At 66.9% G+C, this 24,809-nt stretch carries 24 protein-coding genes; 16 read left to right on the top strand and 8 right to left on the bottom strand.

Annotated elements, in window-relative coordinates; genetic code table 11:
• Nucleotides 1-2: 2 nt before the first annotated feature.
• On the top strand, nt 3-950 hold the full coding sequence (locus ACFOHJ_RS08615; RefSeq protein WP_378220082.1) for a polysaccharide pyruvyl transferase family protein: 948 nt from the start codon (nt 3-5) through the stop codon (nt 948-950).
• Here ACFOHJ_RS08615 and ACFOHJ_RS08620 read toward each other — a convergent pair.
• Nucleotides 941-1,939, bottom strand: a complete 999-nt coding sequence (locus ACFOHJ_RS08620; protein ID WP_378220083.1) for a glycosyltransferase family 2 protein — start codon at nt 1,937-1,939, stop codon at nt 941-943. The genes ACFOHJ_RS08615 and ACFOHJ_RS08620 overlap by 10 nt on opposite strands.
• Nucleotides 1,940-2,074: 135 nt before the next feature.
• Nucleotides 2,075-2,329: an exopolysaccharide production repressor protein gene (locus tag ACFOHJ_RS08625; RefSeq protein WP_378220084.1), complete on the bottom strand. Its 255-nt coding sequence runs from the start codon at nt 2,327-2,329 to the stop codon at nt 2,075-2,077.
• Between the two features lie 598 nt (nt 2,330-2,927).
• Here ACFOHJ_RS08625 and ACFOHJ_RS08630 point away from each other — a divergent pair.
• From ACFOHJ_RS08630 to ACFOHJ_RS08645, 4 genes are read left to right on the top strand one after another with little or no spacing between them, the layout of a single operon-like run.
• Nucleotides 2,928-3,605: a sugar transferase gene (locus tag ACFOHJ_RS08630; RefSeq protein WP_378220085.1), complete on the top strand. Its 678-nt coding sequence runs from the start codon at nt 2,928-2,930 to the stop codon at nt 3,603-3,605.
• A 52-nt stretch (nt 3,606-3,657) separates the two neighbouring features.
• On the top strand, nt 3,658-4,908 hold the full coding sequence (locus tag ACFOHJ_RS08635; RefSeq protein WP_378220086.1) for a polysaccharide biosynthesis/export family protein: 1,251 nt from the start codon (nt 3,658-3,660) through the stop codon (nt 4,906-4,908).
• A gap of 49 nt (nt 4,909-4,957) precedes the next feature.
• Nucleotides 4,958-6,235 (top strand): O-antigen ligase family protein, encoded by a 1,278-nt coding sequence (locus tag ACFOHJ_RS08640; protein ID WP_378220087.1) that lies wholly within the window; start codon nt 4,958-4,960, stop codon nt 6,233-6,235.
• Nucleotides 6,232-7,257 (top strand): acyltransferase family protein, encoded by a 1,026-nt coding sequence (locus ACFOHJ_RS08645; RefSeq protein ID WP_378220088.1) that lies wholly within the window; start codon nt 6,232-6,234, stop codon nt 7,255-7,257. The genes ACFOHJ_RS08640 and ACFOHJ_RS08645 overlap by 4 nt, the downstream gene beginning before the upstream one ends.
• Nucleotides 7,258-7,271: 14 nt before the next feature.
• Here ACFOHJ_RS08645 and ACFOHJ_RS08650 read toward each other — a convergent pair whose 3' ends face one another.
• Nucleotides 7,272-7,613, bottom strand: a complete 342-nt coding sequence (locus ACFOHJ_RS08650) for a DUF982 domain-containing protein (protein ID WP_378220089.1) — start codon at nt 7,611-7,613, stop codon at nt 7,272-7,274.
• 178 nt (nt 7,614-7,791) lie between these two features.
• On the opposite strand from ACFOHJ_RS08650, the gene ACFOHJ_RS08655 reads away from it, so the two are divergent.
• A complete protein-coding gene (locus tag ACFOHJ_RS08655) occupies nt 7,792-8,520 on the top strand; it encodes a hypothetical protein (RefSeq protein ID WP_378220090.1) in 729 nt (242 codons plus the stop codon).
• Here the strand turns inward: ACFOHJ_RS08655 and cls are convergent.
• Nucleotides 8,517-10,010: a cardiolipin synthase gene (cls, locus tag ACFOHJ_RS08660; protein WP_378220091.1), complete on the bottom strand. Its 1,494-nt coding sequence runs from the start codon at nt 10,008-10,010 to the stop codon at nt 8,517-8,519. The two genes, ACFOHJ_RS08655 and cls, sit on opposite strands and share 4 nt — an antisense overlap.
• A gap of 190 nt (nt 10,011-10,200) precedes the next feature.
• Between cls and ACFOHJ_RS08665 the strand changes: the two genes are divergently transcribed.
• Entirely contained in the window at nt 10,201-10,944 is a 744-nt protein-coding gene (locus ACFOHJ_RS08665) for a UTRA domain-containing protein (protein WP_378220092.1), read from the top strand.
• Between the two features lie 17 nt (nt 10,945-10,961).
• Here the strand turns inward: ACFOHJ_RS08665 and ACFOHJ_RS08670 are convergent, their stop codons facing one another.
• The 4 genes from ACFOHJ_RS08670 to ACFOHJ_RS08685 all read right to left on the bottom strand — a co-directional run bounded on the left by ACFOHJ_RS08670 (nt 10,962) and on the right by ACFOHJ_RS08685 (nt 14,871).
• Nucleotides 10,962-11,507, bottom strand: a complete 546-nt coding sequence (locus tag ACFOHJ_RS08670) for a HutD/Ves family protein (RefSeq protein ID WP_378220093.1) — start codon at nt 11,505-11,507, stop codon at nt 10,962-10,964.
• Nucleotides 11,508-11,565: 58 nt separating this feature from the next.
• On the bottom strand, nt 11,566-12,669 hold the full coding sequence (hisC, locus tag ACFOHJ_RS08675; protein ID WP_378220094.1) for a histidinol-phosphate transaminase: 1,104 nt from the start codon (nt 12,667-12,669) through the stop codon (nt 11,566-11,568).
• 109 nt (nt 12,670-12,778) lie between these two features.
• Nucleotides 12,779-13,510: a GntR family transcriptional regulator gene (locus ACFOHJ_RS08680; protein WP_378220095.1), complete on the bottom strand. Its 732-nt coding sequence runs from the start codon at nt 13,508-13,510 to the stop codon at nt 12,779-12,781.
• The gene (locus ACFOHJ_RS08685) at nt 13,507-14,871 is read right to left on the bottom strand and encodes a formimidoylglutamate deiminase (protein WP_378220096.1); all 1,365 of its coding nucleotides are present in this window, start codon (nt 14,869-14,871) and stop codon (nt 13,507-13,509) included. Before ACFOHJ_RS08685 ends, ACFOHJ_RS08680 begins: the two co-directional genes overlap by 4 nt.
• A 138-nt stretch (nt 14,872-15,009) precedes the next feature.
• Between ACFOHJ_RS08685 and hutI the strand changes: the two genes are divergently transcribed.
• The 9 genes from hutI (at nt 15,010) to ACFOHJ_RS08730 (ending at nt 24,808) form a co-directional block, all read left to right on the top strand.
• Nucleotides 15,010-16,212 carry an imidazolonepropionase gene (gene hutI, locus ACFOHJ_RS08690; protein ID WP_378220097.1) on the top strand — a complete coding sequence of 401 codons (1,203 nt, stop codon included), beginning with the start codon at nt 15,010-15,012 and terminating at the stop codon, nt 16,210-16,212.
• The gene (gene hutH / locus ACFOHJ_RS08695; RefSeq protein WP_378220098.1) at nt 16,205-17,746 is read left to right on the top strand and encodes a histidine ammonia-lyase; all 1,542 of its coding nucleotides are present in this window, start codon (nt 16,205-16,207) and stop codon (nt 17,744-17,746) included. Before hutI ends, hutH begins: the two co-directional genes overlap by 8 nt.
• Nucleotides 17,743-18,534, top strand: a complete 792-nt coding sequence (gene hutG / locus ACFOHJ_RS08700; protein WP_378220099.1) for an N-formylglutamate deformylase — start codon at nt 17,743-17,745, stop codon at nt 18,532-18,534. Before hutH ends, hutG begins: the two co-directional genes overlap by 4 nt.
• A complete protein-coding gene (locus ACFOHJ_RS08705) occupies nt 18,531-19,691 on the top strand; it encodes a CaiB/BaiF CoA transferase family protein (RefSeq protein ID WP_378220100.1) in 1,161 nt (386 codons plus the stop codon). Before hutG ends, ACFOHJ_RS08705 begins: the two co-directional genes overlap by 4 nt.
• Entirely contained in the window at nt 19,681-20,841 is a 1,161-nt protein-coding gene (locus tag ACFOHJ_RS08710; RefSeq protein ID WP_378220101.1) for an acyl-CoA dehydrogenase family protein, read from the top strand. Before ACFOHJ_RS08705 ends, ACFOHJ_RS08710 begins: the two co-directional genes overlap by 11 nt.
• 13 nt (nt 20,842-20,854) lie before the next feature.
• Nucleotides 20,855-22,525: a urocanate hydratase gene (gene hutU, locus ACFOHJ_RS08715; RefSeq protein ID WP_378220102.1), complete on the top strand. Its 1,671-nt coding sequence runs from the start codon at nt 20,855-20,857 to the stop codon at nt 22,523-22,525.
• Between the two features lie 96 nt (nt 22,526-22,621).
• The gene (locus ACFOHJ_RS08720) at nt 22,622-23,440 is read left to right on the top strand and encodes a transporter substrate-binding domain-containing protein (protein WP_378220103.1); all 819 of its coding nucleotides are present in this window, start codon (nt 22,622-22,624) and stop codon (nt 23,438-23,440) included.
• A 58-nt stretch (nt 23,441-23,498) separates the two neighbouring features.
• Complete coding sequence (locus ACFOHJ_RS08725) at nt 23,499-24,146, top strand: amino acid ABC transporter permease (RefSeq protein ID WP_378220104.1); 648 nt, start codon at nt 23,499-23,501, stop codon at nt 24,144-24,146.
• Nucleotides 24,146-24,808 carry an amino acid ABC transporter permease gene (locus ACFOHJ_RS08730; RefSeq protein ID WP_378220105.1) on the top strand — a complete coding sequence of 221 codons (663 nt, stop codon included), beginning with the start codon at nt 24,146-24,148 and terminating at the stop codon, nt 24,806-24,808. The genes ACFOHJ_RS08725 and ACFOHJ_RS08730 overlap by 1 nt, the downstream gene beginning before the upstream one ends.
• The last annotated feature ends 1 nt before the right edge of the window (nt 24,809 follow it).

Here is a 24,809-nt window from a genome sequence, read left to right on the forward strand (position 1 = left end):
CCATGCAGCCGTTTCACTGGGAATCACAGCACGGCAATTTCGGCGACGACCTGAACCTGTGGCTGTGGGACTTCCTGCTGCCGGGCTTCCGCGACGTGCATCCCGAGATGCTCCTGGTCGGCGTCGGCACGGTGCTCAACCAGAACCTCTTGCCCCAGGGCCACAGGAAACTGGTGGTCGGCAGCGGGTTCGGCTACGGCGCCGTGCCGGACTTTTCCGATGGCGGCGAATGGGACATCCGCTGCGTGCGCGGGCCGCTGACGGCCGCGAAGCTCGGGCTCGACGAGAGGCTCGGCATCGTCGACCCGGCGGTGATGGCCGCCGACATGCCCGAGTTCCAGGGATTGCCGAAAATCCACGAGGCGATCTTCATCCCGCATTGGGAATCGACGGTCGGCGGCATCTGGCCCACCGTCTGCCAGGCCGCCGGGCTTGCCTATGTCGATCCGCGCGACGAGGCGAAATCGGTGATCACTGCCATCGCCGGCGCGCGGCTGGTGGTGGCGGAATCCATGCACGCAGCCATCCTCGCCGACGCCTTTCGCGTGCCTTTCGTCGCCGTCACCACCTCGCGCCAGATCAACAGCTTCAAGTGGCAGGACTGGGCGTCGTCGCTCGGCCTCTCCTACCGGCCGCGCCAGGTGCCGATCTCCTCGCGGGCGGAAGCGATCAGCAAGGGCGCGCGCTTCTGGGGCGTCGATTTCGAGCGCAAGGCGGCTGTCGTCGATCCGGCCGCGCGGCAGGCGCAGGGCGAAACCGCGACGATGACACGCGCCGAGCCCCGATCGGCCTTGCGTTCGGTGGCCAAGCACGTCCTGGCGGCGCCTTCCGTGCTGGCGCTGCGCCAGGCCCGCAAGGCCGAGCCGCAGCTTAGCGCCGACGCCGTGCTGGCCGAGCGCAAGGAGCGGTTCCGCACCGTCCTTGCCGACATCGGCCGCGCCTATTTCTGAACGGCGCGCGCTTCGAGAAGATAGCGCGGCAACGGCCTGTCGGCCGGTTTCATCCTCTTCTTGAGCCCATCGAGCTTGTCGGCGCCGACCCCGCCGAGGATCGCCGGCAGGGCGAAGGGATGCGACAGGGCATGCAGCCCCGCGGCCGCCAGCCCGTTGCGCGCCTTGACGTCGAGGAAGCGACGGAGCTCGTAGCGGGCGCGTATGTGGCGCTCGTGGCGGCGCAGCGCCGCCTGAGCGGGGCCTTTCACCGTGGGCAGGGCCAGCATGGCGCGGTCAGCCTCGCAGAGGTTCTTGAGATCGGCGGTGGCATGGCGGCCGCTCAGCGAATCGGCGCGCACCACCGCCCCATAGCCGCAGCCGTGAACCACCTTGTAGCGGGCCCCCTTTATAAGGGCGCGCGCGTAAAGGTCATAATCCTCGCCGAGCCGCAGGCTCTCGTCGTAGCGAAGCCCCTTTATGTCGAGGAACGCCCGCCGCATCACCGGCTTCAGGAAGCCGATCTCGCCACGCGCGGCGCCGCGGCGCGAAATATTGCCGGCGATGAACGAGGCCGCGTCGAGGAAATACGGCTTGGCCTCGAAATCCGGCACCTCGGGCTCCAGGGAATCCGCATCGCGCGCCTCGACGAAAACGATGTTGTCCGCGACGAAATCCCAGTCGTCTTCGACAAGGAGCCTGTCGAAGCGACCGGCCAAGAAAAAATCGTCGGCATCGAGAATGGCGATCAGCGGAGCGTTCGAATGCGCGATGGCGTGATTGCGGGCGTAGGACGGCCCCTGGTTGTTATCGAGGCGCAGAATACGCAGGCGGCCGCTGGCGTCGTCGGCGCCAAGAGCGGCCTCGGACGTCCGGTCCGCCGATCCGTCGTCGACCACCACCACCTCCGCGACATGGGCGTCGCGCAAGGCGGAGGCGACGGCGCGCCCGATCGTCCGGGCGGCATCCTTCGCCGCAATGATGACGCAGACTGTGGCGGTTGAAGCCATCCGTACCTCTCACTCTGTTCTGTCCCGCCCGCCGCGCGGACCGGTTGACAGACACGAAAGGCGTTTTGATGACCGCCCGGAAAAGATCGCGAGGCCCGGAAGACCCAAGCGATCCCGTCCATCAAGGCAAATGTGTCAGCGCAGGGCTCGCCGGCCCTTCTTGGCGGCGGCGGGCGCAGGCTCCGGGCGCGCTTCGGCGCCGGTCTTGCCGCGAGCGGGCGAGCGCCAGACCACCACCAGGATCGCTGCGAAATAGCCGGCCTGGATGACCACCGCGCAGATCGCGGTATTGATCAGCGTCGTCCAGAAGGATTGGGTCGCGACATAGGTGACCACGGCAAACACCACCAGCGCACCGATGAAGCCGCGAAGAAACAGGGCAAAAGACATATCAGCCCGTCATGCCGCGACAGTACTGCATGCCATGATAGTTCACGCGCAAGTCTACCTCCCGCCGAGGAAAACGCCGCTGCTGCGTAGCCGTCACATGCGATATCGGTATCTGTGCCGGAGGCGCAAGGTCGATCCACAGCCGTATAACCAAGCATATAAAACGGCTGAACGGCAGGCAACATGCAACATACGTCTTATCGGGCGTTGCGGGTGTCAAACCGGGTTTTCGCATGGCCTCCATGGCGAAGAGACATCTTCGCCAACCGACGGGATGCAAGTCACACGCCGATTATATACTGTTCACATCGGCGGTAAATTCAATTCGTTCACACCAAGTCGCAACCTCAATTAGGGAACGTTACAGATTTATTGTTTTAACCCATAATAACCACTTAAGTTATCAAATTCTGTTTCTAGATAAAACGGCGAATCTCCCGTCGGAATCCATCAATGTGACCGCATGACACAATTTATGATCATCATTGGATTCGCCTGACCTATTTTTATCGCACCTGCGTCATATCTCCCGTCCTATCCATAAGCATGTTGCATTGCAGCATTTGCATCTGACGATCTACATCGCGGAGCGGCAAGAATGTCACAGACGAGACTGGCAGAGAGACTTCCCCAAGCGTATCCGGAGGAGGACGAATCACCCCCGATCGGCGGCACTTTCAAGCGTTTCTTCGACATCACGGCGGCGCTGGCGGGCCTGACCCTCATCAGCCCGCTGTTCCTGATGCTGATGCTGCTGGTCAAGTTCTCGGACGGCGGCAAGGTGTTCTACGGCCACCGGCGAATCGGCCGGAGCGGCAAGGTCTTCCACTGCCTCAAATTCCGCACCATGGTGGAGGACGGCGATGCCGTGCTCGCCGCCTACCTCGCCAGGAACCCGCAGGAGCGCGAGGAATGGCTGGCCACGCGCAAGCTGCAGAACGATCCGCGCGTGACCCGCGTGGGCGCCGTGCTGCGCAAACTCAGCCTCGACGAACTGCCGCAGATCTTCAACATCCTGCGCGGCGAGATGAGCTTCGTCGGGCCGCGCCCGGTGGTCCGCGACGAACTGAAGATGTACGGCACGTCCGCCAGCTTCTACCTGAAATCCCGCCCCGGCCTGACCGGCCTGTGGCAGGTGAGCGGCCGCAACGACGTCTCCTACCAGGCCCGCGTCGCTTTCGACCGGCACTATGTCGAGAACTGGTCGTTCGTCTTCGACCTGAAAATCCTGATCTGGACGGTGCCGGCGGTGTTCACGTCGCGCGGCAGCTACTGAGCGCGGCGACGTTCCCCGACCAGCCAAACAAAGGAAGCCCGGTTTGATTCGCATGTTGCAAAAAACCCGCGCCCTGCTCGCCGTCGGCGTCCTGCTGATGGCGACGCCGGTCCTGGCCCAGCAGGCGCAGACCGAGCCGTACCGGCTGGGCACCATGGACAAGCTGCGCGTGCGGGTCGCCGAGTGGCAAAGCGCCGAGGGCGCCTTCCGCGACTGGTCCGCGGTCAGCGGCGACTACGGCGTAGGGCCGGCCGGAACCATCTCGGTCCCCTTCGTCGGCGAACTGTCGGTTGCCGGCAAGACCACCGAGGACGTCGCCACCGCGATCAGCGATGGACTGCAGCAGAAGCTCGGGCTTCCCGATCGGCCGGAAGCCTCCGTCGAACTGGCGGAATTCCGCCCGATCTTCGTTTCCGGCGACGTGCAGACGCCCGGCCGCTACCCCTATGATCCACAACTGACCGTGCTGAAGGCGCTCAGCATCGCTGGCGGCATGCGCCGGTCGGAGACGGGCCAGGGCGGCGCGCGCGACTTCATCACGGCGCAGGGCAATTACGACGTCATGGCCGCACAGCGTGACGGCCTGCTGGCCCGCCGCGCCCGGCTGGAAGCCGAAGCCGAAGGCAAGGACCAGATCGATTTCCCGCCGGAACTCGCCAAGACCGCCGCCGGCAAGAAGCTGATGGCCGACGAGACCAACCTGATGCAGGCGCGCCAAAAGCGGCTGCGGCTGCAACTTGCGAGCCTCGACGACCTCAAGCGGCTGCTGCAGGCCGAGATCGAATCGCTGCAGAAGAAGATCGCCACGCAGTCGAGGCAGACGGACCTTTCCCGCGAGGAACTGAAAGGGCTCGGCAACCTCGCGGGCAAGGGCCTGGTGGTCAACCAGCGCGTGCTGACGCTGGAGCAGACGATCGCCGAACTGGAAGGCAAACTGCTCGACATGGATACGGCCATCCTGCGCGCCAAGCAGGATATCGCCAAGGCGACGCAGGACGCGATCAGCCTGCAGAACGACCGCGACACCGAGATCGCCCAGGCCCGCCAGCAGACGGAATCCGACCTGGATGCGCTCAACCTCAAGATGGGCATGTATTCCGGCCTGATGACGGAAGCGCTGGAACGGGCGCCCGATGCCGCCCGCAATGCCGGCGGCCGCAACCCGCCCGAGACCCACTTCACGATCGTGCGCACGGACGGCAACGGCAAGGCCGGCGAGGTCGAAGCCGACGAGAACACGCCGGTATTGCCCGGCGACGTCATCAAGGTGGAGGTCACGCCAACCGTCGTCAACTCCAATTGACCTTACCCGCAGGAACGGACCGGAGCCCGAGCGGCTCCGGAAGGGACCGATGAGAATCGTCAAGGCCAGATTCGTCAATCCCGACCACAATCTCTGGTACGGGCTTTTCGCGGTGGCGATCTCGATCTTCGTGTTCGCCTACTCGATCCGCTTCGGCAAGGTTTCCATCCTCGCCTATTACGGGCTGTGGCTGCCGCTTATCCTCGTCGATTACCGCAAGGCGCTCGGCAATCCGGGCGACCTCGGCTGGATCGTCCCCTTTGCCGCATTCGCCTGCCTGTCGGTGTTCTGGTCGGCGGCGCCCGGCATCAGCGCCCGTGCCTCGGTCCAGTTCGCCTCGCATGTCGTATGCGCGCTGATCGCGGCCCGCACCGTTTCCGTCAGGACGCTGACGCTCGGCTCGCTGCTCGGCACCCTGCTCGTCCTGTTCTTCTCGGTGGCCTTCGGCCAGTATCACTTCGACCCGCTCGACGGCAGCTATAGTTTCGTCGGCGCCTTCCCGTCCAAGAACCAGCTCGGCCTGTTCGCGTCGCTCGGCGTCTATTTCGCCTTTGCCGCGCTCGTGGTGCTGGGCGAACGCGGCCTCTGGCGGATCGTGGCGCTCGCCTGCGGCGCCCTGTCAGCCGTGATGCTGCTGAAGTCGCAGTCGGCGACTTCGATCATCGCGCTGGCGGCAGTGCTGGCGATCATGACCTGCCTCAAGCTGGGCGTGATGTTTTCCCCCAGCGTGCGCAGGGGCGCGCTGCTGACCGGCACGATGCTGGCCGTGGGGGCGGTTCTCGTCGGGCTCAATCTCGGCGGCCTCGACCTGCTGCTGGCGGCCTTCGGCAAGGACGCCACGCTGACCGGCCGAACCTACCTGTGGTCGCAAGGCTGGGCCGCCGCTGCCAACGCACCGTTCTTCGGCGTCGGCTACCAGGCCTACTGGGTGCAGGGATTCTCCGAAGCCGAGCGGCTGTGGGAGGAATTCTACATCGGCAGCCGCAGCGGCTTCCATTTCCACAACACCTTCATCGAAGTGGCAGTGGAACTCGGCCTCGTCGGGGTGGCGCTGCTCGTGGTGGTGATGCTGCGCACTTTTGCCGGGCACATGCGGCGGGTCGTCAGCGATGCCCATAACGAGGATTCCCTCGTGCTGTTCGGCGTCGTCGCCATGCTCGTGGTGCGCGCCTTCGTCGAGGTCGACGTCATCAACCCCTATGTCGTCGGCTCGTTCCTGCTGTTTTATTCCGCCGGCCGCCTGGCGGCGGCGCGCGGGGCGCGGCGCCCGCTGTTCCAGACCGCGGCACGGCGGCGGCAGCGCGCCCTGCCCGGCTCGGCACCGTGAAACGGCTCTACGCGATCCAGTATCTGCGCGCCGTCGCGGCGCTGGGCGTCGTCGTCTTCCACGCCGCCGAGCGCACCGGCACGCATTTCGCCATCGGCGCGGCCGGCGTCGACGTGTTCTTCGTCATCAGCGGCTTCATCATGTGGGTCCTTGCCGGCACCCGGACGACGACGCCGGCCGCCTTCCTGCGCGAGCGCATCGAGCGGATCGTACCGCTCTACTGGATCGTCACCGGCGTGATGATCCTTGGTGCCCTGCTCGCCCTGTTCCCCAACCTGCGGCTTACGCCGGGCTACGTTCTTTCCTCGCTGTTCTTCATCCCCAGCCGCTCGCCCGGCACCGGAGACATCTGGCCGGTGCTGGTGCAGGGCTGGACGCTGAATTACGAGATGTTCTTCTACCTGCTGTTCGCAGGCTCGCTCTTCCTGCCGTCCCGGTGGCGGCTGCCGGCGCTCACGACGCTGTTCCTGTCGCTGGTGGCGGCCGGACGACTGCTCACTCCCGAGACGCCGCTGCTCAGGACCTGGACCGACCCGCTGCTGCTGGAGTTCCTGCTCGGCATGGCGCTCGGCAGGCTGTGGCTGCACGGCACGATGGTGCCGCCGGCACTGGGTGGCGTGCTGATCGTTCTCGCGGTCGCCGGCTTTGCCTTCGTCGGCATCACCTATCGAGGTTTCACGCCCTTCGTCCTCGGGCCGCTCGCCGCCGCCCTCGTCCTCGGGGTCCTCGCCTTCGAGAAAACGGAGAAGGTGGCGCGCCTGCCGCTCGCCGCCTATCTCGGCGACGCCTCGTACTCGATCTACCTGTGGCACACGCTGGCGATCTCGGTGGTTGCAAAGGCGGGACCGATGCTGGCCCTGCCGCCGGCGCTTACCTTCGCCGCCGCCGTGCTGGGCGGCACGGCGATCGGGATCGCTGTCCACGAGGTTGTTGAAAAGCCCATCGCGGCCTTCATGAAGGCGCGCCGGCAACGGCAGCGTCCGGCGGCCCTTCCCGGCCGGGCGACGACTCCGGCGCCCTGAAGAAATCGGGTTTTCTAGAAAGAACCGTTTCGGAATTCGTTCGCCGCCTGCGGGCGAACCGCACTGGCCGCGGCAGCGCGGCGCGGCTGTTCCGGCGCGGTCGAGCCGGCATGGAAATCCTCGCAGAGAATGCCTTTGTTGTGGGCGAAGCGCTGGAAGGCGAGGCGTACATCCTTGCCTGTCCGCTCGCCCTTCATCGCCTTGCGGCACACCTCGATGGCACCGGCTCGGTCGAGATCGGAAATACCGTTCCAGTCGACCAGCGTCGCATAGGCGTCGAAAACGTCCTTGACGGTCTTGGGAAATCCGAGGCCGACAAAGACCGAAACGGGGCGATCGAGACTGGCGTTGGTCATTTCGTGAATCTCCTGTTTGCTGTCACCCCTCTCAACGCCTGAAACCCGCCTTCACCACGGCGACAACCGTCACAAATGGCGATGGCGCGAGAGACTTTGTGATGGCTGCGGCCCTGTCCGTGCCCGAAAAGCGGCCCATGTGACGATTTTTCGACAAATTTGTTACAGGAGGAAGACCATGGCACAGACCGTTCTTCCTGCCGGCCGGCCCGACCAGGCAGCAATCGGGTGGCGCGAGCCGGCAACGGTCATCTGGATCACCGCGCTCGGCGTCGTCGGCATCGTTACCGTTGCCTCGGCGCTGGGCGCGGTCCTCTACCCCGGCATCCGGCCGCAATTGCTGCAGGAGGACGGCATCGTCGAGACGGCCAGCGCCCTGACCTTCCTGCTCGCCGTCCTCGGCTCGATTTACGCGATGATGCGGCGCGGCCCGAGCTTTCCCCTCGTCCTGGCTGGACTGATCGGCTTCGCCGAACTGATGGACGAAATCAGCTTCGGCTCGCGGATTTTCGGGTTCGAGCCTCCCCCGCTATACGGCGGCGGCGAACTGGACGGCTTCCACGACCTGCTCATCCTCGTCTACCGGCTGGCGCGCGACCTCAATCCGGAACTCGCCTGGCTCTGGGTCGGGGCGCTGTTCGCGGGCTCGGTCATCGTCGCCCTGTTTGCGCTGTCGCAGATATGGAAAGGCATCCGCGGCGGCACGACCCGGCTGTCGAACCATGTCCTGCTCTTCCTGCATTTCGGCTTCATCGGCCTGGCGCAGGTCATCGACGTTTCCACCTCCTCGCATGTCATGGCGGCCATGGAAGAGGTGTTCGAACTCGATGCGGCGATCGTGCTCGTTGCCTATGTCGCGCAACAGGCGCTGGTACCGCGGCAGCGGTCGCAGCCGGTGGTGCCTTAAAGTACCGGCGCCATCATCCCGACCGCGTTCTGGACGAGGCGCGTGTGGAACGGCCAGGCCTTGACGGCGTCGAGCGCGACGGGGTGCGAAACGCTGAGATAGGCCTGCTGGCGCGCGCGGATGGCGGCGGTCACGTCTTCGTCGGCGACCAGAAGGTTGTTCTCGAAATTGAGCTGCATGCTGCGGCGATCCATGTTGGCCGAACCGACCAGCGCCATGGCGCCGTCGATGGTCATCGACTTGGTATGCAGCAGCCCCAGCGGATATTCGTAGATCCGCACGCCGTTGGAAAGCAGGTCCGCGTAGCTGCTGCGGCTGGTCGCTTCCACCAGCCAGGAATCGTTGTGCCGGGGAAAGATGATCGTCGTCTCGACACCCCGGCGCGGGGCGGCGCACAGGGCGTGCAGGACCGCCTCGTCCGGCACGAAATACGGCGTCGTGATCATCAGTTCCCGGCGCGCGGTGTAGATCGCGCTGGCGAAGGAATCCGACATGGCGTCGCCGCGCGTCATCGGCCCGGTGCCGTACATCTGCGCCACGCTGCCCGGCTCGAAGCGTTCCGGCGCGGGGCCGGCAGCCGCCAGCCCCTGCAGCGGCTCGCCGGTTTCGGCGATCCACGTGCATAGGAACAGATACTGCGCCTGGCGCACGACGGGCCCTTCGCAGCGCAGGAAGATATCCACCCACGGCGCATATTTCGGCTTCACCCGGAAGGCGGCGTCGGCACAGTTCTGGCTGCCGCAATAGGCGATGCGGTTGTCGATGATGGCGATCTTGCGGTGGTTGCGCAGGTCGACGCGGCCGAGCGCCAGGTGCCCGAGGCGCGGGATGTCGTTCAGCATCGCGACCAGCGTCACTCCCGCCTCGCGCAGTTGCCGCCAGCGCAGACCGCGAATGAAGGCGCGCGAGCCGAGGCCGTCGGCCATCACCCGGCAGCGGACCCCGCGGCGCGCGGCAGCGGCGACGGCATCGGCGACCTTGCCGCCATTGTCGTCGTCGAGCCAGATATAGAAGCTGATGTGGACATGCTCGCGCGCCTGCCCGATGTCGCGCACGAGAGCCTCGATGGCACTGTCGCTGTCGCGCATCGGCTGGTCGGCGGCGGCCGTCGGATCGCCAAGAAGCACGATGCGGTTGCCCGCCACCGGGGACAGCCCGTTGATCGACCGGCAGAGATCGAACTGGGCGGCGGCCCCCGGCGCCACGAAAGCCGGCGCATAGGCCGCATCGTCCGGCCGCGCGGTCTGCTGTTCCGCCAGACCCAGCCTGCGGATGCGCTCGCGCCCGATGCTGGTTTCGCCGAGCAGCAGATAGGCGATGACGCCGAACAGCGGCAGGAACATGATCACCGCTACCCAGGCTACACGGGCAGCCGGCTCCCGGTTGGGCCGGGTGATGGCGCGCGCCACCGTTACCAGATGGATGACGAACAGCGACAGGTTGAACACCGCCAGCACGCTCGGGTGAAGCGTATCCAACAGGGCCGCCATCTCATCCTCCGTCTCCGCCAGTGGCCGGCAAGCTAGCGCGTTCGAGCCACGCCCGACAACCGGTCGTGCTCGTGCCTGTTCGGATCGGGTCCGGGGGGCTTGGACAGGCCGGCGCTATTTTCTATACCCGACAGGGACAAACCCGGCGCCGGCGTCTTCGTTCGCATCGGCACGCAGTGGGAAGGGGCAGATGGCAGCGACGAAACCGCCGGCAAACCGTTCGCTGCACGAGCAGCTCCTGCACGAATTCCGCAGCGACATCATCTCGCAGCGCTGGCCGCCGGGATACCGCTTGCCCTTCGAGACCGACCTGGCCGACAGCCACGGCGTCTCGCGCATGACCATGAACAAGGTGCTGACGCAGTTGACGCGGGAGGGATTCCTGGTACGGCGGCGCAAGCTCGGCACCGTCGTCGCCCGCCCGCACGCGCAGGCGGCGGTAATGGAAATCGCCGATATCGCCGCCGAGGTGCAAGCGCTGGGGCAGGCCTACCGGTTCGAATTGCGGGAGCGCAAGCTGCGCCCGCCGCGCCCGGGGGAGATCGTCGGGGCGGGCATCGATGAGGCCTCGAAGCAGCCCGTCCTCTACCTTCTCGGCATTCATTTCGCCGACGAACAGCCCTTCTGCCGCGAGGAACGCATCATCAACCCCGAGGCCGCGCCCGGCGCGCTCGACCAGGATTTTTCCAGCGTCGCGCCGGGCCAGTGGCTGTTGCAGGAAATCCCCTGGAGCTCGGCCGAACACCGTATCCGCGCGGTAGGCAGCAGCGGCGCGGTTGCCCGCGACCTCGGCCTGCAGCCAGGGGCAAGCTGCCTCGAGGTCATCCGCAGGACCGAGATTTCCGGCAAGTGGGTGACGCTGGCGAGCCAGACCTATCCCGGCGATCGCCACGAACTGACGGCGCGTTTCGAGCCACGCACCGAGGCGGGCTGATTTTTTTCGCCTGGCGGTCAGCCGGCGATAAGCACGTCCAGTACCAGCGCGCCGGCGAGCGCCGACACCAGTTCGGGAGCGGCGGCAGCGAGGTCGACGAGGTCGAGCCGTACAAGCCCGGCCCGATCCTCCAACAGCAGGGCAAGCCGTGCGCGCTGGCCCTCGGTCCCGCGGCCGGGGTCGAGCGGACCACGAATCACGCTCGCCGTCAGCGGGCGGCGCACCATGACGTTGAAGTCAAGCAGCGCCGGGCCCTCAAGCAAGGCAGCGGCGGGCTCGTCGCCGGAAAAGGCGAAGGGCTCGCTTGCGGCGTCAAGGCGGCGTTCCTGATCGCCCACGGTCAGGGCTATCGCGCCGCCTTCGAGCACGGTGAGCACCCGGTCCACGCCCGGAAAAGCGGAAAACGGGCCGGAGGCCGCGACAAGGGCCGTGCTGATGCGCCAGTCGAAATCCTCGAAGCCGGCGCCCGCCGGCGCGACGGCGATTTCGGCCGTTTGCCCGCCGCCGTTCTTCCAGGGGCGGTACACCCGTTCCGACAGCCGGAAAATCCCCGTTTCGGTCATGGTCTCATCTCTCCGATGCACCGGCATCCTGCCTTGCCGGCCCGGCCGCCCGCAAGCCTCAAAGCGAGCCGGAAAGGGCAGCCAGAAACTGGCCGTTGTCGGCCTCGGTGCCGATGGAGACGCGCAGCCACGTCTCGTAGCCCGGCTGCTTCCACGGCTTGACGATCACGCCCTTGTCGAGCAGCGCTTCGGCGAGTTCGACGGACGGACGGGCAGCGTCGAAGAAGAGGAAATTGCCTTTCGACGGCAGCACGCGCAGGCCGAGCGCTTCGATGGCGGCCTTGACGCGGGGCAGTTCGCGCCGCACCAGCGCGGCGGCAACGGTTACCGATCCGGGATGGTCCAGCGCCGCCTCGGCCGCCGCCTGCGCCATCAGGTTCACGTTGAAGGGCGTGCGGGCGAGATCGAGCCCGCGCTTCAGTTCGCCGCTGTTGGTCATGGCGTAGCCGACGCGCAGCCCGGCCAGTCCCCAAGCCTTCGAGAAGGTGCGCAGGATCACCAGCGGCCCGCCATGCGTCGACAGTCGCGTTTCGCCGGAGCCATAGTCATCGCCCTCGGCATATTCGTGATAGGCCTCGTCGAGGCAGGTCACCGCCTCGGGATGGACGGCGTCCAGCACGCGGCCAAGCTCCTGCGGCGACAGCCACACGCCAGCCGGGTTCATCGGATTGGCGAACAGCACCAGCCGCACCGGCTGCGCCACCGCCCGCACCAGCGCCTCGACATCGACGCCGCCTTCCGGCGTAAGGCCGATGCGGATGACTTCGGCTCCCATCAGCCGTGCATAGTCCTCGTGAAGCGTGAAGGACGGGTAGAGCGTGACGACCTTGTCGCCCGGCCGCAGGATGGCGCGCGCCAGCACCGCCAGAAGGTCCTCCGAGCCGTTGCCCAGCACCAGCCGGTCGGCCGCAATACCGTGGCGCGCCGCCAGCTTCGCGGCAAGCGTGCGGCCGACGGGATCGGGATAGATGGCGATGCGCTGCAAGGCTGCTTCGAGCGCCTGCCGCACCGCCGGGTCGGGCCCGAGCGGATTCTCGTTCGAGCCGAGCTTGGCGACACGGCTCACGCCGGGCCGGCTGGCGACTTCCGCGACGGTCAGGCCCGCATTGTAGGGCGCCAGGGCCGCCAGTTCCGGACGCAGGTGCGATGATGGCAAGGACATGGATTTCGGGCCTCTCGGGAGCGATGATGTCCTGCCACCCTAAGATAATATGTATATACTTGTAAAGATGGCGGCGCGGATTTTCCCGCCATGACCCGGCGATTTCTGCCTAGTAGCTTCGGGTCAGGCCGTTTTCGTTGGCGACGTGGTGGCCGGGCTGGAACGCCACCCGGACGATGGTGATCGGGCCAAGGTCGTTCCAGGTGATGCGGGAAAGGATCAGCAAGGCCTGCCCCGGCTGCGCCTGCAGCAGCCGTGCGTCGCGCCAGTTGGCGTTCTCGGCGGAGAACGCCAGTTCCGCCCGCAGATAAGGCGCGTTGCGCACCAGCCATTCATTGGCGTTCAGTTGCCACAGATCGACCCCGGCAAGGCTCGGCGCGGCGCGCGGATTGATCCAGCGATCCTCCAACTGGAAGGGCTGGCCATCGGCATAATGAACGGCCCGCATATGGACCAGCACTTCGCCCTTAGACAGGCCGGTGCGCTCGGCGAGCGCATCGGGAACGGGGCTCAGGCGCTGCGCGACGACGCGATGGCTGTAGGCCATGCCGGCCTGCTCCACCTGCTCGCGCACGATGGAAATGGTGAAGGTCGCCTTGCGCACCGGATCGACCGCGACGCGCGTGCCGGCCCGGCGCCGACGATCCAGCAGCCCCTCGTCGGCCAGCAGTTGCAGCGCCTTGTTGACGGTGGCGCGCGCCGCGTCGAACTCGATCGCAAGGTCCGCCTCGTCCGGGATGCGGTCGCCCTGCCGCCATTCGTGTTCGACGATGCGGCGGCGCACTTCGCTCGCGATGTGCTGCGCCTTGGTGGAGGCGGGACCGGCCGGCTTGTCGATCACATCCGTTCCTGCAACCGGCCGATGCAAGCGAGATAGTCGGCCGTGATCCGGTCGTGGTCCGGGTGACGGCCGCCCTGCACGACATGGCGGCCGCCCCCCCAGACATCGCGCACCAGCCCGTCATGGCCGGCGAAGATCAGGCTGTCCAGCAGCGCGTCGCCCTTGCGGCCGGCAAGCACCGGGTTGTCCAGCGAGACCGCGCACAGATCGGCCCACAGGCCGGCAGCGATGGCGCCGGTTTCACGCCCCGCCGCCGTCGCGCCGCCGTCGAGGCCGGCTTCATAGAGCACCCGGCCGGTGGAGCGATCCGGATCGGCCAGCACGGCACGAGCGGTGTCGCGCAGGCGCTGGCTGTATTCCAGCGTGCGCAGTTCTTCGGTCAGCGAGATGCGGACGTTGCTGTCCGAACCGAAGCCGAGACGGCCGCCTGCCTCCTTCCAGATCGTACCGTTGAAGATGCCGTCGCCGAGGCTGGATTCGGTGATCGGGCACAAGCCCGCGACGGCGCCGGTCGCCGCCAGCCGGCGGGTCTCGTCCTCGGTCAGGTGGGTGATGTGGATCAGCGTCCAGCGGCGGTCGGGGTTGTGGTTGTCGAGCAGCCATTCGACCGGGCGGCGGCCGGTTGCCGCCTGCACTTCCTCGATTTCCGGGACCTGCTCCGCCAGGTGCATGTGCAGCGGCCGCCCAGGGCGCAGCCCTTCGCAGATGGCCAGCGCCTCGGCGCCGACGGCGCGCAGCGAATGCGGCGCAATCCCGATGCCGGCATCGGCCGGCAGGTGCCGAAGGGCCGCCTCCGCCGCGTCGAGCAGGGTGGCGAATTCGTCCGGCGTCGTGCCGAAGCGCTGCTGGCCGGGGCCGAGCGGTCGGCGGTCGAGGCCGCCGAACTGGTAATGCACCGGCAACAGGGTCAGGCCGATGCCGGTACGGGCGGCCGCGGCGGCGATGCGCTCCGACATCTCGGCGATATTGGCGTAATGCTTCCCGCCGGGCTGATGATGCAGGTAGTGGAATTCCACATTGGTGGCGTAGCCCGCTTCCAGCATCTCCATCTGCACCAGCGCGGCGATCGCCTCGACGTCCTCCGGCGTCAGGTGGTCGAGGAAACGGTACATGATCTGGCGCCATGTCCAGAAGGTGTCGCGCGGCTGCGGCCCGCGCGCTTCCGAAAGGCCGGCCATGGCGCGCTGGAAGGCGTGTGAATGGAGATTGGCCATCGCCGGCAGCAGGAGACCCAGCTTTTCGCCTGCCGGAGCCGCGCCGGCCTCGACCCTGGCGATACGGCCATCCACGCCGAGATCGACACGGACGTCGTCCGCCCAGCCATCCGGCAGCAGCGCGTGGCGTGCCCAAAGTGTCGTCATTATTCCGATCTCCTCTCGCCGTCTCGACCCTGAAGCCGACGTGGATAAGTTTAGACATAGAGCGAGAATAAGTCTAGACATAGAAATGCGATTATGTTTAGACTTAGAAAAATCACGGACAGGGTAGGAGCGTGCCGGATGCAGGTTCTCAGCAATGCCGCAGTCGCAATCGTGGACGAGGGTGAGACGGGTTACCGGCTCGCCGAGCGCGCCTCGATCGTCATCGACGGCAGCGCCATTGCCTGGGTCGGCGCCGACGCCGACCTGCCGGCCGCCTATCGCGGCGCACCGTCCCGCGACCTCGAGGGGCGCGTGGTCACGCCCGGCCTGATCGACTGCCACACCCACATCGTCTATGGCGGCGACCGCGCCCGCGAATTCGAGATGCGCCTGGAAGGCGCCAGCTACGAAGAGATCGCGCGCGCCGGCGGCGGCATCCTTTCCTCCGTGCGTAATACCCGCGAGGCGAGCGAGGAAGAACTGCTCGCGCTGGCGCTGCCGCGCGTCGACACGCTGCTTTCCGAAGGCGTCACCACGCTGGAGATCAAGTCGGGCTACGGGCTCGACATCGCCACCGAACTGAAGATGCTGCGGGTCGCGCGCCGCATCGGCGAGGAGCGCCCGGTGCACGTCGTCACCACCTGGCTCGCCGCCCACGCGCTGCCACCTGAATTCAAGGACGACCGCGCCGGCTATATCGAGAAGGTGGTCATCGCCGGCATGAACCAGGGCCATGCCGAAGGCCTGATCGACGCCGTCGACGGGTTCTGCGAGGGCATCGCCTTTTCCGTCGAGGAAATGGCGCGCATCTTCGACCACGCCAAGACGCTCGGCCTGCCCATCAAGCTGCATGCCGAGCAGCTTTCCGACCTGCACGGCGCGGCGATGGCGGCCGGACATGGCGCGCTCTCGGCCGACCACCTCGAATATCTCGGCGCCGACGGCATCGCCGCCATGGCCAAGGCAGGGACCGTCGCCGTGCTTTTACCCGGCGCGTTCTACACGCTGCGGGAAACGAAATACCCGCCGCTGCAGGCGCTGCGCGAGGCCGGCGTGCCGATCGCGCTCGCCACCGATTCCAATCCCGGCACCTCGCCGCTCACCTCTCTCCTGTTGACCATGAACATGGGCGCGACGCTGTTTCGCATGACGCCGGCCGAGTGCCTGCGCGGCGTGACCCGCAACGCGGCCCGCGCGCTGGGCCTGTCCGACCGCGGCGTGATCGCGCCCGGCGCCCGCGCCGACCTGGCCATCTGGGACATCAAGCATCCGGCCGAGCTTTCCTATCGCATCGGCTTCAACCCGCTGCACGCCCGCATCTTCGGAGGCCAATATGTCTGAAATCGTCCTGACACCCGGCAAGGTCACGCTGGCCGACCTGGAGCGCGTCTGGCGCGAGGGGCTCACCGTGCGGCTGGCCGACAGCGCCCGCCCCGGCATCGCCGCTTCCGCTGCCCGCATCGAAGCCGCCGCCAGCGGCAACGTGCCGGTCTATGGCGTCAACACCGGCTTCGGCAAGCTCGCCTCCATCAAGATCAAGAGCGAAGACACGGCCACCCTGCAGCGCAACCTCATCCTGTCGCATTGCTGCGGCGTCGGCGAGAATGTCGAGGAAGAGACGGTGCGCCTGATCATGGCGCTCAAGCTGCTCTCGCTCGGGCGCGGCGCTTCCGGAACCCGCCCCGAGGTGGTAGCGCTGATCGAGGCCATGCTGGCCAAGGGCGTGCATCCGGTGATCCCCTCGCAGGGTTCGGTCGGCGCCTCGGGCGACCTCGCGCCGCTGGCGCACATGGCCGCCACCATGCTGGGCGAAGGCCGCGCCACCTACCAGGGCAAGGAGATGGCGAGCGCCGAGGCGCTGGCGGCCGCCGGCCTGAAGCCGGTGGTGCTGGCCGCCAAGGAAGGGCTGGCCCTGATCAACGGCACGCAGGTTTCGACCGCCTTCGCGCTGGTCGGCTTCTTCGAGGCGTTCTGGGCTGCGCGCAACGCGCTGGTGTCGTCGTCGCTGTCGACGGACGCCATCATGGGCTCGACCGCACCCTTCTTCGATGAAATCCACCAGTTGCGCGGCCATCGCGGCCAGATCCTTTCCGCCAAGGTCATCCGCGAACTGATGGACGGCTCGGAAATCCGCGAGAGTCATCGCGTCGGCGACACCCGCGTGCAGGACCCCTACTGCATCCGCTGCCAGCCGCAGGTCACCGGCGCCTGCATCGACCTCCTGACGCAGGCCGGCCGCACGCTGGAGATCGAGGCCAACGCCGCCACCGACAACCCGCTGGTGCTGATCGAGAGCGACCAGATCGTCTCGGGCGGCAATTTCCACGCCGAGCCGGTGGCGTTCGCCGCCGACCAGATCGCGCTGGCGATTGCCGAGATCGGCGCCATCTCGCAGCGCCGCATCGCCCTGATGGTCGACCCGGCGCTCAGCCACGACCTGCCGCCCTTCCTCACCCCGGCTCCGGGCCTCAACAGCGGCCTGATGATCGCCGAAGTGACCTCGGCGGCGCTGATGAGCGAGAACAAGCATCTCGCCACCCCCTGCTCGACCGACTCCACCCCGACCTCGGCCAACCAGGAAGACCACGTCTCCATGGCCGCGCATGGCGCGCGCCGGCTGAAGCGCATGAACGCCAACCTCGCCCAGATCGTCGGCATCGAGGTGCTGTGCGCTGCCGCCGGCGTCGAGTTCCGCGGCCCGCTGAAGACGTCGGCCCCGCTGCAGGCCGTCATCGCCCGGCTGCGCAAGTCGGTCTCGGCGCTCGACCAGGACCGCTACATGGCCCCCGACCTCGCCGAGGTCGCCTCGCTCGTCCGTTCCGGCGCGCTGCTCGAAGCCCTGCCGAAAGGCATGCTCGACGAGGTTCGTCCGTGAATCCGGTCGAAGTTGTTCGGGGCGAGGGCCCGCTGGTCCTCGGCCTGCCGCATACCGGGACCTGGCTGCCTGAGGCGATCCGCGCGAAACTCAACGCGCGCGGCCGCATCCTCGCTGACACCGACTGGCATATCGAACGCCTCTATGACGGGCTTTTGCCGAACGTGACGACCGTGCGGGCGACGTTCCACCGCTACGTGATCGACGCCAATCGCGGCCCCGACGATGCCAGCCTCTATCCAGGCCAGAACACCACCGGCCTGGTGCCGGTGACGGATTTCGACGGCGAGCCGATCTGGATCGAGGAGCCGGACGCGGCAGAGATCGCGCGGCGCAAGGCGGAATTCCACGCGCCCTACCATGCCGCTCTCGCCGCCGAGATCGATCGCGTGAAGGCGACGCACGGCGTGGCGATACTCTACGATTGCCACTCGATCCGGTCGCATATCCCGTTCCTGTTCGAGGGCATCCTTCGCGACTTCAACATCGGCACCAACAGCGGCGCTTCCTGCGACCCACGCATCGAGGCGGCAACCTTCGACCTGTGCGCCGCTTCCGGCCGCACCCATGTCTTGAACGGCCGCTTCAAGGGCGGCTGGACCACGCGCCATTACGGCCAGCCCAAGGACGGCGTCCACGCCATCCAGATGGAACTGGCGCAATCCACCCATCTTGCGGCCGAGGCCCCGCCCTTTGCCTATGACGAGCAGAAGGCCGCTGCGCTGCGCCTCACCCTCGGCGCTATCCTCGCGAAGCTTGCCGCCCTCGCCCCGGAACTGAAGGCATGAGCGGTCCACTTACCGGCATCAAGGTCCTCGACCTATCGCGCGTGCTCGCGGGGCCGTATTGCACGGCGCTGCTGGCGGATCTCGGCGCCGAGATCATCAAGCTGGAGCCGCCGGCCGGCGACGACTACCGCCATATCGGCCCGTTCAAGGACGGCGAGAGCGCGCTGTTCACGCTCAACAACCGCGGCAAGAAGAGCGTCGTGCTCGACCTGAAAAAGCCGGCTGACCTCGAACTGGCTGAGGCGCTCGCCGCCCGCGTCGACGTGGTGGTGGAAAATTTCCGCCCCGGCGTCGCGGCCCGGCTCGGGCTGGGCGCAGAGGCGCTGCGCCAGGCCAATCCGCGGCTGATCTATTGCTCCATCTCCGGCTTCGGACAGGAAGGCCCGTTCAAGGACCTGCCGGCCTACGACCTCGTGGTGCAGGCCATGTCCGGCCTGATGGCCGCGACCGGCGAGGACGGCGGCGCGCCGCTGAAGACCGGCGAGAGCATCGCCGACCTGATCGCCGGCCTGTTCGCAAGCTGGTCGATCATGGCCGCGCTCGTCCAGCGCAACGCCACCGGCGAGGGTGCGACGCTCGACATCGCCATGTATGACGCGCTGTTTTCCATGCTGACCACCAGCCACGCCCAGCATTTCTACGGCGGCGTGCTGCCCGGCCGCGTCGGCAACCGCCATCCGCTTTCCACACCCTTCGGCTGCTTCAGGACCAGCGACGGGCAGGTGGTGATCGCCGTGCTGAACGGCGGCCAGTTCCAGCGCCTGGCGGGGCTGATCGGCAAGCCGGAGATCGCGGCCGACCCGCGCTTTGCCTCCGACTCGAGCCGCACCGAGCATGAGCCGGCGCTGCGGGCCCTGATCGAGGCCTGGTCGACCCGGTTGACCACCGAGGAGGCCGTCGCGGCACTCGCCGCCGAGGGCCTGCCGACCGCGCCGATCTGGGACATCGCACAGGCTGCCGACAACGAGCACGCCGCGATGCGCGGGCTGGTCAGCACGCTGGCGCACCCCGTTCTCGGCCGCACGCCGATCGTTGGCCAGCCGGTGCGTTTCGACGGCGCCAAGCCGGTGGCCACGACAGCCGCGCCGAACCTCGGCGGCGACATCGAAACCGTGTTAAAGGAATTCGGCCTGGAGGCGCTACCCCATGCAGATTGACGACGCCTGGCATATGCTGTCGGAAGAGGAACGCCTGTTCTGCGAGGTGCTGGAACGCATCTGCGCCGACAAGATTTCGCCGCTCGCCGCCGAGACCGACGAGACTTCGCGCTTCGTGCATGCGCAACTGGCGACGCTCGGCGAAGCCGGCATGATGGGCGCCAACCTGCCGGAAGCCTATGGCGGCAGCGGTATCTCCGCGTCGGCGCTCTTGCGCGCCGTCTCGATCGTCGCCGGCGCCTGCGGCTCGACCGCCTCGGCGCTGACCGCGCACTATCTGGCGACCGATTCCATCCTGATCGGCGGCACGGAAGCGCAGAAACAGGAATGGCTGCCCAAGGCCGCCAGCGGCGAAGTGCTCGCCGCCTTCGCGCTCACCGAGCCCACCGCCGGCTCCGACCCCGCCGACATGAAGACGCGGGCGCGGCGCACCGAAAAGGGCTGGCACCTCAAGGGCACCAAGTGCTTCATCTCCAATGGCGGCGTCGCCGATGTCGTCGTGGTCTATGCGGTGACCGACCCCGAGAAGGCGCATCGCGGCATCTCGGCCTTCCTCCTGCCCAAGGGCACGCCTGGCTTCGAGGCCGGGCCGGCGGAAAAGACCATGGGCCTCAAGGGCGGCCATGTCTTCACGCTCAACCTCGATTGCGAGCTGCCTGAAAGCGCGCTGCTCGGCGAGGAGGGCAAGGGCTTCCGCACCGCCATGCAGGTGCTCGACAACGGCCGCATCGAGGTCGCCGCACAGTGCCTCGGCCTTGCCGGCGCCGCGATGGACGCGGCGATCGCCTATGCCAAGGAACGCGTCATCGGCGGCATCGCGCTGTCGGAGCGGCAGGGCATCCGCTGGATGATCGCCGACATGGGCGTCGCCTGGCGCTCGGCGCTGCTTCTGTCGCAGGAGGCGGCGCGCCAGCGCGACCTGGCGCACGAGCATGGCGGGCGTTTCTCGCTGGCCTCGTCCATGGCCAAGCTCGGCGCCTCCGAGGCGGCGGGCAAGATCGCCGACACGGCCCTGCAACTGCACGGCGGCTACGGCTACACCCGCGACTTTCCCATCGAGCGGATCAACCGGGACCTGCGCATCATGCGCATCTACGAGGGTTCCAGCGAAATCCAGCGCATCATCATTTCCGGCAATATGCTGGCCTGACAGGAGGCGAACCGTGAGCAGCAACCCAAGACACAATACCCGCGACATCTTTCCCCCGACCGGTCCCGAGATCACCGCCAAGAGCTGGCTGACCGAGGCGCCGATGCGCATGCTGATGAACAACCTGCATCCCGACGTCGCCGAGAACCCGCACGAGCTGGTGGTCTATGGCGGCATCGGCCGCGCCGCCCGCACCTGGAAGGATTTCGACCTCATCGTCGGCGCACTGAAGAAGCTGGAAAGCGACGAGACGCTGCTGGTGCAGTCGGGCAAGCCGGTCGGCGTCTTCAAGACGCACAAGGACGCCCCGCGCGTGCTGATCGCCAATTCCAACCTCGTGCCGCACTGGGCGACGTGGGACCATTTCAACGAGTTGGACAAGAAGGGCCTGGCCATGTACGGCCAGATGACGGCCGGCTCGTGGATCTATATCGGCTCGCAGGGCATCGTGCAGGGCACCTACGAAACCTTCGTGGAGGCTGGCCGCCAGCACTATGACGGCAACCTCAAGGGCAAGTGGATCCTGACCGCCGGCCTCGGCGGCATGGGCGGCGCCCAGCCGCTGGCCGCTGTCATGGCCGGCGCCTGCTGCCTGGCGGTGGAGTGCGACGAGACCCGCGCCGACTTCCGCCTGCGCACCCGCTATGTCGACGCCAAGGCGCACACGCTGGACGAGGCGCTGGCGCTGATCGAGCAGTGGACGAAGGCCGGCGAGGCGAAGTCCGTGGCGCTGATCGGCAATGCCGCGGAAATCTTCCCCGAACTGGTCAAGCGCGGCGTGCGCCCCGACATCGTCACCGACCAGACCTCGGCGCACGATCCGGTGCACGGCTACCTGCCGCTCGGCTGGACCGTCGCCGAATGGCGCGCCAAGCAGGAGAGCGACCCCAAGGCCGTGGAAAAGGCTGCCCGCGCCTCGATGAAGCAGCACGTCGCCGCCATGGTCGACTTCTGGAACGCCGGTGTGCCGACGCTCGACTACGGCAACAACATCCGCCAGATCGCGCTGGAAGAGGGCCTGGAAAACGCCTTCGCCTTCCCCGGCTTCGTGCCGGCCTATATCCGGCCGCTGTTCTGCCGCGGCATCGGCCCGTTCCGCTGGGCCGCCCTGTCGGGCGATCCGGAGGACATCTACAAGACCGACGCCAAGGTGAAGGAGCTGCTGCCCGACAACAAGCACCTGCACAACTGGCTGGATATGGCGCGCGAGCGCATATCCTTCCAGGGCCTGCCGGCGCGCATCTGCTGGGTCGGCCTCGGCGACCGCCACCGCCTCGGCCTCGCCTTCAACGAGATGGTGCGCAACGGTGAGCTGAAGGCGCCGATCGTCATCGGTCGCGACCACCTCGATTCCGGCTCGGTCGCCTCGCCGAACCGCGAAACGGAAGCGATGAAGGACGGTTCCGACGCCGTTTCCGACTGGCCGCTGCTCAACGCGCTGCTCAACACCGCCTCGGGCGCGACCTGGGTGTCGCTGCATCACGGCGGCGGCGTCGGCATGGGCTTCTCGCAGCATTCGGGCATGGTCATCTGCTGCGACGGCTCGGAAGACGCGGATGCGCGGCTCGCCCGCGTGCTGTGGAACGACCCCGCAACGGGCGTCATGCGCCACGCCGATGCGGGCTACGAGATCGCGATCGACTGCGCTCGCGAGCACGGGCTGAACCTGCCCGGTATTCTTTAAGCCTTTCGCGCACCACCGGTCTCTGGCGGTGCGCGACAAAATCCAATAGCTAGTCGAACTGGCGATGGTCGCTCAGTTCATCAGGGAGAATACCAAATGAAGTTTTCCACGACACTCAAATCGGCCGTGTTCGGCCTTGCAGCACTTGGCCTTGCCGTGCCCGCCATGGCCGACCAGCTTTCCGACATCAAGGCGGCCGGCAAGATCGAAACGGCCACCGACATGCACTACGCGCCGTTCGACATGCTCAACAACGGCACCTATGAAGGCATGACCAAGGACCTGTTCGACGGCGTCGCCAAGGAACTCGGCGTCGAGCCGGTCTACCAGGACATTCCGTGGACCGCCGAACTGCCCGGCCTCGAGGTCAAGAAGTTCGACATCGTCATCGCCCCGGTCACCATCACGGCCGAGCGCCTGCAGCGCTATGCCTTCACCCTGCCGATCGCCGACGCCACCGTCTCGCTGGTGCGCGCCGCCAGCAACACCGAGCTGAAGAAGCCGGAAGACATCAAGGGCAAGACCGTCGGCGTCCAGCAGGGCACCGCGCAGTTCAAACAGCTCCAGGCTTATGGCGAGAAGCTCGGCGGCGTCACCGTCAAGGAATACGGCACCACCGACGAAGCCTATGCCGACCTCGCCGCCGGCCGCCTCGACGCGGTCGCCGGTTCGCTGCCGAACCTGACCTACCTGGTCAAGAGCCGTCCCGAGACCTTCGCGCTGTTCGAGCCGGCCCAGTTCGGCGAGCCGACCTACTTCGCCTGGGTGGCGCGCAAGGACGCCGACAGCGAAAGCTTTGTCAAGGCCGTCAACGACGCCGTGCTCAAGATGACCGATGACGGTCGCGTCAAGGCGATCCAGGAAAAGTGGCTCGGCACCTACACCGAACTTCCGCGCGAAGTTCCCACCAAGTAACGACGAGTCGCGGGCGGGAGCGATCCCGCCCGCAAGCCTCGCGGCAATCGGAGCACCGATGTTTTCGATCTCCACCTTTCTGAACAGTTTCGAGCCGCTCTTCTGGGCCGCTCGCTACACGCTGTTGATTTCGGGGCTGGGCATTGCGCTCGGGCTGGTCGTCGGCGCGCTCATCTGCGCGGCCGCGCTGTCCGGCGTCACCTGGCTGCGCCGGTTCGCGGCGGTCTGGGTCAGCTTCCTGCGCGGGGTCCCGCTGCTGGTCCAGCTTCTTCTGTGCTATTATCTTTTGCCGGTCATCGGCATCAACGTGCCGGCGCTGGTCGCCGCCGTGGTGACGGTCGGCATCTGCTCCAGCGCCTATGTCTCCGAAATCTGGCGCGGCGCCATCATCTCGCTGCCCATCGGCCAGACGGAGGCGGCGACGGCCATCGGCATGCACCCGCGCGACATCTGGAATCGGGTGATCCTGCCGCAGGCGTTCCGCATTTCGCTGCCGGCGCTGATCAACGAGCTGATCCTGCTTGTCAAGGCCTCGTCGCTGGTGTCGGTCGTCGGCATCCTTGAAGTGACGCGCGCCAGCCAGGCACAGGCGGCCACCACCTTCCGCCCGCTGGAAGTCTACATCGCGGCAGCCTGCATCTACCTGGTCATCAATCTCTGCTTCGCGGCGCTCGGCCGCTACCTCGAGCACAGGATGGCTGTGTAATGGACCTGAGCATCCTGCTGCAATACTGGCCGATACTGCTGAGCGGCTTCGGGCTTACCATCCTTTGCTGGCTGCTGGGCACCGTCTTCAGCATGGCGCTCGGCCTCGTCATCTCGCTGGTGCAGCGCTACGGGCCTCGTCCCGTCGGCTGGCTGATCCAGGTCTATATCGAGATCATCCGCGGCACGCCCTTCCTGGTGCAGCTCTTCGTGCTCTACTACGGCGGCCCGCTGCTGGGCTTGCGCCTCGACGCGCTGCCGGCGGGCATCCTCGGGCTCAGCGTCTACGGCAGCCCCTATTTCGCCGAGATCTTCCGCGCCGGCTACCTGGCGGTGCCGACCGGCCAGCTCGAGGCGGCGCGCGCCATCGGCATGTCGGAACTCACCATCGTGCGCCGCATCCTGATGCCGCTCGCGCTGGTGTCGGCGCTGCCGTCGCTGGTCAATTTCGCCATCATCCTCACCAAGGAGACGGTGATCCTGTCCATCATCACCGTGCCTGAACTGATGTATTCGGTGCAGCGCATGTCCACTGAGACCTTCCGCTACCTGGAAGCCAACTTCATTCTCGCGCTGTTCTTCTGGCTGCTGGTCGAAACCATCTCGCGCTTCGGCCGCAAGCTGGAAACGCGCATCACCAAACATCTGATCGAAAGGACGTAGG

This window comes from Aquamicrobium soli, assembly GCF_042646345.1.
In the GTDB taxonomy this organism is placed as follows: Bacteria; Pseudomonadota; Alphaproteobacteria; order Rhizobiales; family Rhizobiaceae; genus Mesorhizobium; species Mesorhizobium soli_A.

Coding starts and splice junctions, on each gene's coding strand:
- hutI (WP_378220097.1), top strand. CDS start 15,010: ATGCAGGTTCTCAGCAATGCCGCAGTCGCAATCGTGGACGAGGGTGAG.
- ACFOHJ_RS08665 (WP_378220092.1), top strand. CDS start 10,201: ATGGCAGCGACGAAACCGCCGGCAAACCGTTCGCTGCACGAGCAGCTC.
- hisC (WP_378220094.1), bottom strand. CDS start 12,669: ATGTCCTTGCCATCATCGCACCTGCGTCCGGAACTGGCGGCCCTGGCG.
- ACFOHJ_RS08615 (WP_378220082.1), top strand. CDS start 3: ATGCAGCCGTTTCACTGGGAATCACAGCACGGCAATTTCGGCGACGAC.
- ACFOHJ_RS08655 (WP_378220090.1), top strand. CDS start 7,792: ATGGCACAGACCGTTCTTCCTGCCGGCCGGCCCGACCAGGCAGCAATC.
- ACFOHJ_RS08670 (WP_378220093.1), bottom strand. CDS start 11,507: ATGACCGAAACGGGGATTTTCCGGCTGTCGGAACGGGTGTACCGCCCC.
- hutH (WP_378220098.1), top strand. CDS start 16,205: ATGTCTGAAATCGTCCTGACACCCGGCAAGGTCACGCTGGCCGACCTG.
- ACFOHJ_RS08725 (WP_378220104.1), top strand. CDS start 23,499: ATGTTTTCGATCTCCACCTTTCTGAACAGTTTCGAGCCGCTCTTCTGG.
- ACFOHJ_RS08635 (WP_378220086.1), top strand. CDS start 3,658: ATGTTGCAAAAAACCCGCGCCCTGCTCGCCGTCGGCGTCCTGCTGATG.
- ACFOHJ_RS08640 (WP_378220087.1), top strand. CDS start 4,958: ATGAGAATCGTCAAGGCCAGATTCGTCAATCCCGACCACAATCTCTGG.
- ACFOHJ_RS08710 (WP_378220101.1), top strand. CDS start 19,681: ATGCAGATTGACGACGCCTGGCATATGCTGTCGGAAGAGGAACGCCTG.
- ACFOHJ_RS08620 (WP_378220083.1), bottom strand. CDS start 1,939: ATGGCTTCAACCGCCACAGTCTGCGTCATCATTGCGGCGAAGGATGCC.
- ACFOHJ_RS08650 (WP_378220089.1), bottom strand. CDS start 7,613: ATGACCAACGCCAGTCTCGATCGCCCCGTTTCGGTCTTTGTCGGCCTC.
- ACFOHJ_RS08720 (WP_378220103.1), top strand. CDS start 22,622: ATGAAGTTTTCCACGACACTCAAATCGGCCGTGTTCGGCCTTGCAGCA.
- ACFOHJ_RS08705 (WP_378220100.1), top strand. CDS start 18,531: ATGAGCGGTCCACTTACCGGCATCAAGGTCCTCGACCTATCGCGCGTG.
- ACFOHJ_RS08685 (WP_378220096.1), bottom strand. CDS start 14,871: ATGACGACACTTTGGGCACGCCACGCGCTGCTGCCGGATGGCTGGGCG.
- ACFOHJ_RS08630 (WP_378220085.1), top strand. CDS start 2,928: ATGTCACAGACGAGACTGGCAGAGAGACTTCCCCAAGCGTATCCGGAG.
- ACFOHJ_RS08625 (WP_378220084.1), bottom strand. CDS start 2,329: ATGTCTTTTGCCCTGTTTCTTCGCGGCTTCATCGGTGCGCTGGTGGTG.
- ACFOHJ_RS08730 (WP_378220105.1), top strand. CDS start 24,146: ATGGACCTGAGCATCCTGCTGCAATACTGGCCGATACTGCTGAGCGGC.
- cls (WP_378220091.1), bottom strand. CDS start 10,010: ATGGCGGCCCTGTTGGATACGCTTCACCCGAGCGTGCTGGCGGTGTTC.